Annotated in this window: 15 protein-coding genes and 1 tRNA gene; 6 read left to right on the forward strand and 10 right to left on the reverse strand. The window is 33.7% G+C overall.

Annotated elements, in window-relative coordinates; all coding sequences use genetic code 11:
* Nucleotide 1: 1 nt before the first annotated feature.
* On the reverse strand, nt 2-1,078 hold the full coding sequence (locus OOT12_RS00395) for a 5-(carboxyamino)imidazole ribonucleotide synthase (RefSeq protein ID WP_264375254.1): 1,077 nt from the start codon (nt 1,076-1,078) through the stop codon (nt 2-4).
* Nucleotides 1,079-1,184: 106 nt separating this feature from the next.
* Between OOT12_RS00395 and apaG the strand changes: the two genes are divergently transcribed.
* The gene (gene apaG / locus OOT12_RS00400; protein WP_010402892.1) at nt 1,185-1,589 is read left to right on the forward strand and encodes a Co2+/Mg2+ efflux protein ApaG; all 405 of its coding nucleotides are present in this window, start codon (nt 1,185-1,187) and stop codon (nt 1,587-1,589) included.
* Nucleotides 1,590-1,791: 202 nt separating this feature from the next.
* Here the strand turns inward: apaG and OOT12_RS00405 are convergent, their stop codons facing one another.
* Entirely contained in the window at nt 1,792-3,390 is a 1,599-nt protein-coding gene (locus OOT12_RS00405) for an ABC transporter permease (RefSeq protein ID WP_264375111.1), read from the reverse strand.
* 130 nt (nt 3,391-3,520) lie between these two features.
* On the opposite strand from OOT12_RS00405, the gene trhO reads away from it, so the two are divergent.
* A complete protein-coding gene (gene trhO, locus OOT12_RS00410) occupies nt 3,521-4,366 on the forward strand; it encodes an oxygen-dependent tRNA uridine(34) hydroxylase TrhO (protein WP_264375110.1) in 846 nt (281 codons plus the stop codon).
* Here the strand turns inward: trhO and OOT12_RS00415 are convergent.
* Entirely contained in the window at nt 4,363-4,764 is a 402-nt protein-coding gene (locus OOT12_RS00415; protein WP_264376554.1) for a hypothetical protein, read from the reverse strand. The two genes, trhO and OOT12_RS00415, sit on opposite strands and share 4 nt — an antisense overlap.
* Nucleotides 4,765-4,905: 141 nt before the next feature.
* Between OOT12_RS00415 and OOT12_RS00420 the strand changes: the two genes are divergently transcribed.
* Nucleotides 4,906-5,061, forward strand: coding sequence for a type II toxin-antitoxin system RelE family toxin (locus OOT12_RS00420; protein ID WP_264685282.1), 156 nt, complete (start codon nt 4,906-4,908; stop codon nt 5,059-5,061).
* A gap of 301 nt (nt 5,062-5,362) precedes the next feature.
* Here OOT12_RS00420 and OOT12_RS00425 read toward each other — a convergent pair whose 3' ends face one another.
* Nucleotides 5,363-5,473 carry a hypothetical protein gene (locus tag OOT12_RS00425; protein WP_264375108.1) on the reverse strand — a complete coding sequence of 37 codons (111 nt, stop codon included), beginning with the start codon at nt 5,471-5,473 and terminating at the stop codon, nt 5,363-5,365.
* A 157-nt stretch (nt 5,474-5,630) separates the two neighbouring features.
* Nucleotides 5,631-5,861 carry a hypothetical protein gene (locus OOT12_RS00430; protein WP_264375107.1) on the reverse strand — a complete coding sequence of 77 codons (231 nt, stop codon included), beginning with the start codon at nt 5,859-5,861 and terminating at the stop codon, nt 5,631-5,633.
* A gap of 137 nt (nt 5,862-5,998) precedes the next feature.
* On the opposite strand from OOT12_RS00430, the gene OOT12_RS00435 reads away from it, so the two are divergent.
* Nucleotides 5,999-6,262, forward strand: a complete 264-nt coding sequence (locus tag OOT12_RS00435; protein ID WP_264375106.1) for a hypothetical protein — start codon at nt 5,999-6,001, stop codon at nt 6,260-6,262.
* A 364-nt stretch (nt 6,263-6,626) separates the two neighbouring features.
* On the opposite strand, the gene OOT12_RS00440 is transcribed toward OOT12_RS00435, so the two are convergent.
* The 5 genes from OOT12_RS00440 to OOT12_RS00460 all read right to left on the reverse strand — a co-directional run bounded on the left by OOT12_RS00440 (nt 6,627) and on the right by OOT12_RS00460 (nt 10,234).
* A tRNA-Ser gene (locus OOT12_RS00440) sits at nt 6,627-6,713 on the reverse strand.
* A gap of 31 nt (nt 6,714-6,744) precedes the next feature.
* Complete coding sequence (locus OOT12_RS00445) at nt 6,745-7,533, reverse strand: DUF2163 domain-containing protein (protein WP_264375105.1); 789 nt, start codon at nt 7,531-7,533, stop codon at nt 6,745-6,747.
* Between the two features lie 37 nt (nt 7,534-7,570).
* On the reverse strand, nt 7,571-7,813 hold the full coding sequence (locus OOT12_RS00450) for a type II toxin-antitoxin system RelE/ParE family toxin (RefSeq protein ID WP_230608979.1): 243 nt from the start codon (nt 7,811-7,813) through the stop codon (nt 7,571-7,573).
* 32 nt (nt 7,814-7,845) lie between these two features.
* Nucleotides 7,846-8,070: a TA system antitoxin ParD family protein gene (locus OOT12_RS00455; RefSeq protein WP_127463811.1), complete on the reverse strand. Its 225-nt coding sequence runs from the start codon at nt 8,068-8,070 to the stop codon at nt 7,846-7,848.
* Nucleotides 8,071-8,191: 121 nt separating this feature from the next.
* On the reverse strand, nt 8,192-10,234 hold the full coding sequence (locus tag OOT12_RS00460; protein ID WP_264375104.1) for a WD0745 family porin: 2,043 nt from the start codon (nt 10,232-10,234) through the stop codon (nt 8,192-8,194).
* A 328-nt stretch (nt 10,235-10,562) separates the two neighbouring features.
* Between OOT12_RS00460 and OOT12_RS00465 the strand changes: the two genes are divergently transcribed.
* Nucleotides 10,563-11,315, forward strand: coding sequence for an alpha/beta hydrolase family protein (locus OOT12_RS00465; protein ID WP_264685283.1), 753 nt, complete (start codon nt 10,563-10,565; stop codon nt 11,313-11,315).
* A complete protein-coding gene (locus OOT12_RS00470) occupies nt 11,291-11,857 on the forward strand; it encodes a lipase family protein (RefSeq protein WP_264685284.1) in 567 nt (188 codons plus the stop codon). The genes OOT12_RS00465 and OOT12_RS00470 overlap by 25 nt, the downstream gene beginning before the upstream one ends.
* The last annotated feature ends 14 nt before the right edge of the window (nt 11,858-11,871 follow it).

Below are 11,871 nucleotides of genomic sequence, written 5' to 3' on the forward strand. Positions count from 1 at the left end.
CTCAATAACTTAAATCTATATTGACATGTCCCATTTTACGCTTGTCCCTAACCTCTTTTTTCCCATATATGGTTAAACTAGCTCTTTCGTTGCTCAAATATTTGTGAGAATTATATATATCATTACCTATTATATTTTTTGTCATGCAAGGAAAGCGTAATACTACTTCCTGCATAGGTAATCCGCATATTACCCTCACCAGCTGCTCGAATTGACTAACGTTGCATGCATCCAAGCTCCAGTGGCAAGAATTGTGGGGTCTTGGGGCCAGTTCATTAACTAGTAATTCATGATTTTGAGTGATGAAAAATTCAATAGCTAGAATTCCTACTACATCAAGCGCAGTTGCTATTTTCTTTGCAGTTTTTTGTACCTCTTGGGCTAATTTATTATCTATTTTAGCTGGTGCTATTGAAGTATTAAGTATTCCGTCAACGTGGTGATTCTCTGCTATAGGAAAAAAAGCTACTTTACCGTTTTTATTTCTTGCAACGACTATTGAAACCTCTTTCAGTAAATCAACACTTGCTTCAAGAATGTACTCTTTATTCCAATCGAAGGAAGCAAATTGCTTCAGTTCAGAATCATTTTCAATCACATATTGTCCTTTTCCATCATAACCCATTTCTGTTGTTTTTAGCCTCACTGGATAGCTAAAAGTTTCACTACTTTCTAGTAGCTGATTATAATTTTGTATACTTTTGTAATCAGCAGTTTTTATGCTTAAATCTCTAATAAAATCTTTCTCTCTCAGCCTATTTTGCGAAATGTGTAACGCCTTTTTGCCTGGATAAAAATCTGCGTGCAGCGACACAATATCAATTGCACTACATGGAATATTTTCAGACTCAATAGTGACTAAATCCACACTCTGTGCAAAAGATTCAAGTGCCCTCTTATCACAGAAGTCTGCTATTGTTAAATCATCAGCAACAGAACAAGCTGGATCGTTTTTAGCACTGGCAAAAATATGCGTTTTGTGCCCAAGTTTTATTGCAGCGATAGCAGTCATTTTACCTAATTGCCCACTTCCTATTATTCCTATCACTTTTTTATCCAGTGGATCTGTTTTGTTCATCATGTAGATTAATATTTCCTAGTTAGAGTACGATAATATGCTTGGAAAATCTATGAAAAAAGTGTATAATTGAAGTGTGTTAAATTTTTATCATGAACACTTTACGATGACCATGAAATACACACTTATTACTAATTCTGTTGAAGTTACAGTTTTGCCAATTTACATTGAAGAGCAATCCATTCCTTATGAAAATTGTTACGTATGGATGTATAATGTTAAGATAAAAAATAAAAGCTCATCAACCATTCAATTATTAAGTCGCTATTGGCGAATAATAGATCATAAGGGCAAAATAAATGAAATTGCTGGAGTTGGTGTTATTGGAGAACAACCTGTAATAAAATCTGGAGAGGTATTCAAATATACAAGTGGAACATACTTAAATACACCATCAGGAATAATGCAGGGTAAATATGAATTTCTGAACGAAGAGAGCATAAAAACCTTTGATGTTATGGTACCACCCTTTTCCTTAGATAGTCCATACGTTAACACTAGACCTCATTGATCATCAAGATAGTGTATTTGTTTAAGTGCATCTGAAACCAGTGCTTCTTGTTTTGTCATTTGAGCTTCCATAATGTCATCCGAGTAGCTGATACTGAGATTCAACTAAGTTGATAAACACGAAAGCACTGACCATTTGCTTCTATAGTTGTCTTTTTTCGTCTATCTTATTTTGTTACTCTGCTGAACAGATGCAAAATAGTTTATTTTTGATTCTTATCATCAAGTGTGAATAAGATTATTGTAGAGGTTAAACCTATAATAACTATCATTAACGAAAATGGGGCAGCTTCTCTGTAACGCTCATCGCTGACAAGTTCATATACTCTAGTTGATATAGTTTCAAAATTAAATGGTCTGATAATTAGTGTTGCCGTGAGTTCTTTTACCGTATCCATAAACACGAGCAGAAATCCCGATAGTATGCTTTTCTTGATAAGGGGAATATGAATATTCAGGCACGTGGAAATAGGCCCATGACCCATAGTATATGCAGTCCATTCAATTTCATTTGGTGTTTTTTTGAGTCCCGACTCTATCGCCTTGAAAGATATAGCAAAAAAACGAAATAAATATGAGTAAACTAATGCACCAATAGTTCCTACCAAGCTAATTTCTACAATATATTGAGTAATGAAAGAAGATATTCTGCTTAAAAACATTATTATGCTAATTGCAATAATTGCATTTGGAATTGCATATCCAAGAGAAATGAGACGTGCTATATTGCTTATTACCTTATTTTTACGTGCTGTATATCCAATAATTATCGCAATGCTAATTGAGATTAATGCGGTAATAAATGATAAACCAACACTATTTGCTATTATATTGTAAAATCTTGCTTCGTATATGAAAAAGCCTTTCTCTATGCTCCAATATATAAGTGGAATCATTGGTAAAATAAAGCCTATTAATATCGGCAATAAACACATAAGATAAGAAAAGATCAACGATATAGAACCGTTTATAATACGTTTATTGTGATAATCTGCATTAGTATTGATTGAAGAGTAAGATATTTCTCTTTTTTGTAGTTTTTTCTCGATAACTATTAGTGTTGCAACGAAAATCAGTTCTGCAACTGCCAAAACAGTAGTTGAATATTTGTCATGCAATAAAAACCAAGTACGGTATATTCCTGTCGTGAAAGTATCGATAGCAAGAAACTGTGGTGTGCCGAAATCTGTAATTACTTCCATTAGTACCAAGGATAACCCAGCTATAATTGATGGACGTATGGAGGGTATGATGACAGAAAACAGACTCTGTAATGAGGAGAACCCAAGTGTTGATGCAATAGTGACTGAGTTACTAACGCTCTTTAGACTTGAGCGGACCAACATATAAACGTATGGATATAGACTAAATCCCATTACTAATATTCCACCACCTAGGGATTTGATCTCGGGAAACCAATAGTCACCTTTGCCCAATTGAAAAGTATCTCTTAACAAGCTCTGAATCGGACCTGAAAACTCTAACGTGTTTACATAAACAAACGATACTATATATCCAGGAATTGATATCGGAAAGAATAAGGCAATCTCAAAAATTCTACTTCCGGGAAACGAAAAAAATGTAGTAAGCCAAGCTGGAATTACTCCAAATATAAAGGATATTAACCCTACTCCTATCATCAAAATCAACGTATTGAGTATATATTCAGGAAAAAGTCTACTAATTACCCATCCAGAGTTTGCTGATTCTGTAAATAGAATCGATATTAACGATAGTATAGGGCAGACAAATAATACACTTACTAAAAACAAGAATATATTTTTAAATACTCTCAGAAACATTAACTTGAATCTATATTTGATATTAAAATGTTATATGCAAAAACTAAAGATATCCAGTAATTAACAGCCGTCCTATTGAATATCTTCATAATTTTATATATTATGTTTTAAATCGATAAACTAATTAATTATGAGTTTTGTCATTGCAACTTTCTATCATTTTGTAAAACTCTCTAATTATTATGACATGAAAGATGAAATAAAAGTTGCATGCGATAATGTCGAATTAAAGGGTACTATACTCCTTGCAGAAGAGGGTATTAATGCAACTGTGTCTGGTAAAAGAACCGCGATTAATAAAATATTTGATTTTTTACGTTCTGATGACAGGCTGAAAGGTCTTACGTGGAAAGAGAGCTCGGCAGAATATCAACCATTTAGTAAGATGAAAGTAAGATTAAAAAAAGGAATTGTAAATCTTGGTGTAAGTAATCTCGATACTTCCGTTAGAGGCCAGTACGTTGATCCAGATTATTGGGATGATTTTATCTCTCAACCTGATGTTTTAGTGATAGACACACGAAATGATTACGAAGTAAAACTAGGCAAGTTTAAAAATGCAATCAATCCACATACTCAGCGTTTTCGCGATTTTCCTCAGTGGGCAGAGTCTTTCTCTGAGAGTAAAGATCTGAAAGTGGCTATGTACTGCACTGGTGGAATCAGATGTGAGAAATCTACAGCATATATGAAAAGCCTTGGATTTAAAGATGTTTACCATCTTAAAGGCGGTATTCTTTCCTATCTTGAAAAAACTGGTAATAAAAGTGGTAATTGGGAAGGCGAGTGTTTTGTTTTTGATGATAGAATTGCTGTTGATCACTCACTCGCCCCAAGTGATAAAATAAAATGCATATTCTGCTCAAGTAAAGTTTCAACTGATGAGCTGAAATCAGTTCCACGTGGCCAGGTAGTTTGCTCTGATTGTAAATCTTTAAGTATTGAAAGAAATTCAGAATACAACACGAACCTTTAATAACTCCTTTCTCTTTGCATATTTGTAACCTTAATTTTATCAAGGCATTTACCTACAACATAGCCCGCTCCAGCTCCAAGTAACGCACCAACTATAGCAAATGCAATCAACACTACACCAGAACCGCCAATAAGAGCTAAAGTTTCTTGCCCTAAATAACATGCTGCAACTAGACCAGCAACTAAACCAATTCCTACACCTATACACCTAAGTTTCATATTATTACTAATATTGTAACCTCTTCTATGCTTTAGGTTATGACTAGTATTGTTACTTATCCAATCAAAGATTTCGACATTTGGGTTTTTGTCCACAAAATCGATAAGCTTACCTATTGTTTTGTCACGCAAATTATCTAAAGATATAACGCCATTGTTTACATATTTTTCAAATGTCATTTTATTTTTCCATACTATTAGAATATGTTCTTATTACACTGAGCATCTTAATGATTGGTAAATTCCCATACAAGAATAAGTAGATAATCTTACCACTATAGGTGGGACTAAAGCGCTGTAAGATTAAATTCCTGAAAAATTTTGGTAAGAAGAGCTTTTCCAAAAAAAATAAAGTTAAGAGTTGAAGAGATAGTGAAAGAGCGACTTACAGTTAATCCAATTGATTTTGGTGAATCGTTTTGTTACAAACTCAAAGGATACAGAAGACTGAGAACTGGCGATTATCGTATCATGTAAATGCTGCAAAGTATGAAGTGTTTCAATAAAACACAGAAAAGACATTTACGAGTCTGAGGCTCCATACTAATATCCTTCCAGTATTAACTTACTGTAACCTTTCCGGTTGAGCCACTGCGATTCTTTGCAACGTTTATCTCTAATCCGTTATTAGCATCGATTTTATAGTCTGTAGAATAGTAAAATTATAGGGTTATAGTCAAAAAATGAGTTATTTTTGAGCTGAGCAAAGCCACCTAAGGTGAAGAGGAAGGAGAGGTGTATAATATAATATTTATAATTTACTTACGTAACTTAACGATTATTGAAAAACATAGTTCTTAAGTACCTTCAAAGCTTTCTCGTAAATGGTATCCCTATGTCCTATTGTAATAATAGTTACTTCATGTTTTTTGGTGTCTGCACAATACATAATACGGTAATCGCTGACTCTTAGTCTTCTAAACCCTTTAAAGCTATGATATAAAGGCTCACCAATGGATCGACTGTAAGTCGCTCATTTATTGCATCTATAGCTCTTGACCGTACTTTTTTTGGAAGATTTGGAAGATCTTTTTCAAGAACACTGTCTAGGAAGATAATAGTGTATTCCAATCCACGTCCTCACTTTTAGTTTTTTTTTCATTTTCAATATCATATTGATCAGCAACTACAGATAGTAAAAAATCTTCCATTTCACTATCTATTGCTTCTTTAAGTAGTTTTTCTGCTAATGCTTGAGCAGGTTGCTTAGTAAGTTCAGATAATTTAGCAAGATGCTGTAAGGTTTCTTTACTGAAAGCTAAATTAGCGTTTGCCATAAGTTTTACCAAGTTCTACTACTGTATAATTATACAATATTTTCCTAAAATTTTCAATAAAAGTAATTATACTATTATTAATATAATATTAATGCTTTTATATTAAAATTAATACAATATTAATTAAGGAGAATATTATGTTCGGAAACTTACAGAGTGAGAAAACAGGAGCAGATTTACAACAAAAGTTGGATAATCAATCAACACAGTATGGAAAAACACGTGTACACCGAAATGAATCAAATTTGAATGATTTGGATCCGGACATGGATCCTTCTCGGCTCTGGAAGAGCTCAGAGGGCAGAACAGTTTGTGAAGAATACCAGGTTAATGTAAGTGATACATTAAGAGGTATTGGAGACAATTTCCATGCTCTCGCAGATTCATTTTCTGTTCTGTAGCAGATACAGTAAAAAGCGTGAGGCTTCTCTTGTTTTCCGGAATTTTCAATAAAGAATTGTATTGACATATTATGGTAGGTTAAGTATACACGAGTTTGCTGATGCTCGTGAGAAATTACACAGACTAAGTATAGTATTGCAAGACATTATTAGGAATAGGGAAGGTATGCTGGTATTGGATGTATTTCTATGATAACAACTACTCTTCGTCATCAAAAATCAAGAAAGCTCTGCAACTTGATAACTCTATTCTTTTATTGACGTAGATGACTCTGAAAAATTGCGGAGCTGAAGTGCTAATGCTATATGGTTATTACGTTCAAGAACAAAACGGAAAATCCTATGTTATACTAGAAATAATGTGCGGAAAAGGGGGGATTCGAACCCCCGACATATTTTCATATGTGCACGCTTTCCAAGCGTGTGCTTTAGACCGCTCAGCCACCTTTCCATACTTATTCATAATATTAAAAATTATGCTGCTAAACAACTGGTATATATGGTTCGCCACGGAAATTCACAGTATTGTTAAACTTGTTTTTGCACGTTAAAAACGCTTTATCACAACCTGCAAGTATCGAATATTTATCTCCGGTAGAAATTTGATATGGAGGAGAAGCAAATAATGTAACTACTTTATTTTTGTATTCTTTAACTACAACTTCAAATGTTGCTGAACTAAACACTCCGTGCTTATAATATCCATCGCTTTCGATTAAATTAGTGTCTTCAAATCTTCTTTCATCTATCACTTTAGTAATTGTGCTCATTCTACTAAACTTTTTAGCATCAGCTTTACATCTATCATCGCAAAATTGTGCCCTGCATACAGGAGAATATAGCTCTGTTATGCTTCTCTCAAGCTTTGTCGCAAGACCTCTAATTTCAGCGATAAACCTCCCACTATTTAATGTTACTTTACCAAAAGTTCCTGCATGCAAATTCATAATTCCCTGACTCAAATCTTTATAATTCACAAGAAATATTTCAATATTTGCAAAGTCATGCCTTCCTGATAAAACATCTTTTTCTTTAATATCAGCACTATTTAATATTCCTTCAATTTCTAGATTATCAGTTCTCAAATCGCTATTTAATATTATACTGCTGGCTATAAAACCGCTTGAAGATTTATAGAGTATATTATTGAGATTTAAATCTTCGTCATAGTCGGTAAATCCCATTACTTTCCCACCTACAAGTGTTAATTTCCAGCAAGTAGCGATGGTAAGTAATTCTCCAGTTAAATGGTTTTTTAGTTTGGTTTGCATAGTTGCCTCTTATAAATAATGGCATACCTGCATTTAGCTACACTTGTTTTTTCAAATCTCTATAAAAATTTTCGTGTGGAGCAAATGCAAGAAGTGTTAATATGTTATTTTGTTCGTTGTGAATATAGGCTAATAATGTCAGTTGATTAAAAATAGAGAATTTATACACGCGAACACCTGCAAGATCGCCTGACTTTAGCTCTCCAATATATGGGTTACCTTGAATTTGTTTGATGGCTTCTTCAAGTTTGGGTAGTTGATTATTGTGCAGCTTCTTCATTGACCGCTTAAAAGTGTTGGTGAGAAGAATCTTCAAAATTTTGTGGACTTATACTCCTCAACATTACCTGACTTGATATCCTCAATGCCTGAAAGGATTTCTTTGATAATATTATAGCTTAGCTCAGGGTTATCTTCAACAATCTGACCAATCTTAGCCCAATGCTCGATTTGTTGCGGTACAGAACGATTTTGCAATACGGAATGAGACTGCACTATCTTCTCAAATTCCCCATCAAGATTTACTGTTATACTCATTAGATTATTACTTCCTAGTTTTAGCTATTATATCATATATTGGAAATTTTTTCAACATTTTGAAAGTGCATAGTGAAAACACACACCACATTCAAGTTGTGGTGTGTATTACTAGAACAAATTAGAAAGAAAACTTCACACCAGTTAGTAGAAGAATTCCTTGGTTAGAAGGTACATCAGTACCCTTTTGATCTTTCAGCACACCTTTTTCATCAGTCATAAAATAATGTAAGGCTGCATAAGGAACAAACTTGCTCTTATTGCAAGAAGATAGATCATACTGAACACCAAGTGCAACATCATGAAGCATATCTTTATCATTCATTGTACTGCCAAAGTATGTCAAGCTTGTATAAACATTCTCATATTGATAACCAGCACCTGCAGTCCAATACATGGTGTCCTTGTCATTAAATTGCTTTAAGCCATTTTTTCTAGCAATATCAGTAGTCTCTTTATATTCTTTTGAAGCAGGGTCGAGTTCCTTGATAATCTTCGGTTGACCAGATTTGCCTAAATATGCAAAAGAAGCAGCGAATTTTATATTTTGACCTTCATCAATCTTATAATCAGCGCTTACACCCAAATTAACACCCATCAGGTCATTGTACTCTACAAATTCCTTATAAAGATGCTTATCTTTACTCGGTTGCTTTGAAACCCCATATTCACCAACTACGGAAGTTTTAACTTTTACATTATGTTTACTAAAGTCATATTCATATGACGCACCAGCACTTATTATATGCTGGTAATCTGGTCCAACATGTCTTAACGTTTCCTCATTCTTTACCCCTGTTACCTTATTACTTGAATCTTTGAGGAAATCTGGAGCTATTTCTTTTACAACGGATAAACCACTATCGTAGCGAGGTGAGTAGCTAAGACCAAATCTTGCACCCATATAATTCGGCGAGTAGTAAGCAGCTCTAAATGGCAATGTGGTCATAACCTCTTTGTTGTATTTTCCTGCCATACGGAAGGAGAGTTTTTCGCTCTCGCTCGAGAAGCTTTCAGTGTAAAGACGTGGTGTTACGTAAAATGGGAAGTTTGCAGCACTTCCTTCTAAGTTTACTTTTCTGAACCAGTCACTATCTGCAGCTCCATCAACAGTTGCAATTCTTGTTGCATCAAGTCTCATCAGAGACTCAGGACCAAACTGATAGCCAAGTTTCAGATCACCATATTTTGAATTCAAAAACACATGTGCACTTCTACCTCTTGCAGCATTCACGCCTTGTGAAGCTCCTTTACCTTCAGTAACTGGAACATGGAATTGTACATCGGCACCATAACGAAGACCAATATCCTCATTTTTATTTTCAGCTCTTAAGTGCAATATTGCATCTGAAATCATGCCCATGTTTTCACTGTAATCACCAATATTCCCTATCCCTTTAGGAAATATTGGATTTGCTCCTTTTATACTATCTGGAGTATTGTTAAAATAATCTGTAGATTTACCTGGCATAACATTATAATGGTTATAGCCACTTAGCCCATGGTTACCATAACCTTGAGAATCAACAACGCCACCGAAAGTTATTCTTAAACCATCCCCTTGATTGGTATTGATAATATCAACCCCACCAACTGAAACAACAGGACTTGCCTTACCTTTTTCCTCTGTATTGCTGTTAACAACTTTTACATCCTTTTTTATATCTTTAGCTTCAATTTTAGCATTCTTAGTTTTAGAACCCTTAATTTTTGACTTTTCTACATTAGAATTTTTAACTTTCAGGGCTTTCGCTTTTGAATCTCCTATAAGTTTTGCTTTTTTCTCATTTGCTAGCCTAATTTCATCTTTTTTCTTTTGTTTTGCTACTAATTTTAACTCTTCTTTTTTCTTCTTTTGTTCAGCTGCTAATTTTAACTCCTCTTTTTTCTTCTGCTCAGCTGCTAATCTTAATTCTTCTTTTTTCTTAAGCTCCTCAGCTTTTTTTCTTGGATCAGCATTACATATCCTGTCCATTTTTTCTTTTAGTTTCTTATTTGACGTCTTCATCACTTCCATCTTTCCAGAAGTTTTGATTGACTCGTTACTCTCTTGCTTTTTTACTTCCTTCATACTCTCGTCAGAAAAGTCAGCAGCAAAGCCACTGAAAGAACATAAAGTCAATAGAGAAGCTAGAGCAGTTCTAGTATAAATAGATTTTTTCATGAAGTGCCCCCAAAAAATTTTAAAATCATAACATAAATAGTATAAAGGTGTTGAAAATCCAACTTAAAGCAACCTTATAGCGAAAATAAAAGTAAAATGCAATACTTTAAAAGCAACTTTCTTAATACGCTCAACGTGTATATTAACCAAAATTTAGTACAGAGGTTTGCTTGTTAGTGTATTATAACTCTATACTTATTCTATGGAAGTAAAATTTACTCAAGTGAAAGTACATAAAGATTAAAATATTAATATAACTATTGACAATAATATTAGTTTATATTATAATTAGTGAATTATTGTTTTATTTTTAATAATCAAGGTATTTATGGATTTTAGTTTTTTACGAAATTGGTTTAGCACTACAGGTGCTGCTACAGGCTCAGAGCCAGGTAATACTGAACAGCCAGACTCTATTTCAGTAGATGATGGCAAATACGAGATGAAAGAATATGACGATGAATTTGAGATCATTGAAGATTATGAATTTATAAATCGTGCTGATCCAAATGAGCCATGTTCTTTACCTTCTGACTATAAAATAGATGAAAGTATTGTAAAAATTGCAGGATTTGATAGAGAGAAATTATTAGAAATGGGTAATTTCTGCAAGATAAGCTATGGCGATGATGATGGTAAATTAAGTAAAAAAAGATGTAACAACCTAGCTCAAAGAGTATACAAAACTGAATTTGAAATTGTTCCATCTACTGAAAAAATGTATAAAACTAGAGCTGAACTCATCAGCGAAGGTTATGAAATTATTCCATTTGGTAATAGCTTTGAAAAAGATGCTGGTCACGTTTTTATAAAAGGTAAAGAAATAACAATAGCTTACCATGGTACTCGTCTGAGCCAGAGTTTTAATGATGGAATTACTGATATAAATGTACTTTTTGCTACTTCGGAATTTTTACCTGAAGGTGGAAGAATTCATTGTGGTTTCTATAATTCATTTATGGATTCATGGCCTAATCTGTATGGCATTTTGAAATCTCATGCTGAAAAACAGGATCAGAAATCAAGGATTTTAAAATTAATCTCACAGGTCACAGTATGGGAGGAGCTATTGCTAAGATAGCTGCTTTATGCCTCAATAAAACAGAAGGAGCTGAAGATGTTCATGTTGCAACTTTTGGTGATCCACGAGTTTTTGATCTTACTGCTAGTGAATTTTATAATGATGTTCTTCAAGAAAAAACCATTAGAGTAACTCAACATAGACAAGACCCAGTACCAGCGGTATCACCTGGTATTTGTGGTTATGCTCATGTAGGTGCACAATTGAGAATATCAGTACCTGAAGGATATTTTGTTCATCAAATAGATGGTTATCATGAAGCCATTAAAATAATGGATGAAGAGGATTTCCGATCGAACAATAACGTTTCTCTCTTTTATTACCCTTCGAGAATATTAAGTCGAATTAACTGTGCAGTTTTAGGTAATGCTCAATATTATGCTGCTAATTTAGGTAATTATATTCTTGGTGGACAAAATTTTTTCGAGAAAGTAAAAAAGGAATACCAAGATAAAAACTTAGAAAATTTTTCTAAGCTTGAACAAGCAGAAGTTAAGCAAAGGGCACATCAAAATGTCTTTTCTACTACAAGGAGTTTATAACTACTATACAGAGC

It is taken from the genome of Wolbachia endosymbiont (group B) of Parapoynx stratiotata (genome assembly GCF_947250635.1).
Lineage (GTDB): Bacteria > Pseudomonadota > Alphaproteobacteria > Rickettsiales > Anaplasmataceae > Wolbachia.

Excerpts from the sequence above, each read along its gene's own strand:
- apaG (WP_010402892.1), top strand. The coding sequence starts at position 1,185 with ATGACCATGAAATACACACTTATTACTAATTCTGTTGAAGTTACAGTT.
- OOT12_RS00405 (WP_264375111.1), bottom strand. The coding sequence starts at position 3,390 with ATGTTTCTGAGAGTATTTAAAAATATATTCTTGTTTTTAGTAAGTGTA.
- OOT12_RS00450 (WP_230608979.1), bottom strand. The coding sequence starts at position 7,813 with ATGAAGAAGCTGCACAATAATCAACTACCCAAACTTGAAGAAGCCATC.
- OOT12_RS00430 (WP_264375107.1), bottom strand. The coding sequence starts at position 5,861 with ATGGCAAACGCTAATTTAGCTTTCAGTAAAGAAACCTTACAGCATCTT.
- OOT12_RS00455 (WP_127463811.1), bottom strand. The coding sequence starts at position 8,070 with ATGAGTATAACAGTAAATCTTGATGGGGAATTTGAGAAGATAGTGCAG.
- trhO (WP_264375110.1), top strand. The coding sequence starts at position 3,521 with ATGAGTTTTGTCATTGCAACTTTCTATCATTTTGTAAAACTCTCTAAT.
- OOT12_RS00465 (WP_264685283.1), top strand. The coding sequence starts at position 10,563 with ATGGATTTTAGTTTTTTACGAAATTGGTTTAGCACTACAGGTGCTGCT.
- OOT12_RS00435 (WP_264375106.1), top strand. The coding sequence starts at position 5,999 with ATGTTCGGAAACTTACAGAGTGAGAAAACAGGAGCAGATTTACAACAA.
- OOT12_RS00460 (WP_264375104.1), bottom strand. The coding sequence starts at position 10,234 with ATGAAAAAATCTATTTATACTAGAACTGCTCTAGCTTCTCTATTGACT.
- OOT12_RS00395 (WP_264375254.1), bottom strand. The coding sequence starts at position 1,078 with ATGAACAAAACAGATCCACTGGATAAAAAAGTGATAGGAATAATAGGA.
- OOT12_RS00470 (WP_264685284.1), top strand. The coding sequence starts at position 11,291 with ATGGGAGGAGCTATTGCTAAGATAGCTGCTTTATGCCTCAATAAAACA.
- OOT12_RS00445 (WP_264375105.1), bottom strand. The coding sequence starts at position 7,533 with ATGCAAACCAAACTAAAAAACCATTTAACTGGAGAATTACTTACCATC.
- OOT12_RS00415 (WP_264376554.1), bottom strand. The coding sequence starts at position 4,764 with ATGACATTTGAAAAATATGTAAACAATGGCGTTATATCTTTAGATAAT.
- OOT12_RS00425 (WP_264375108.1), bottom strand. The coding sequence starts at position 5,473 with ATGTATTGTGCAGACACCAAAAAACATGAAGTAACTATTATTACAATA.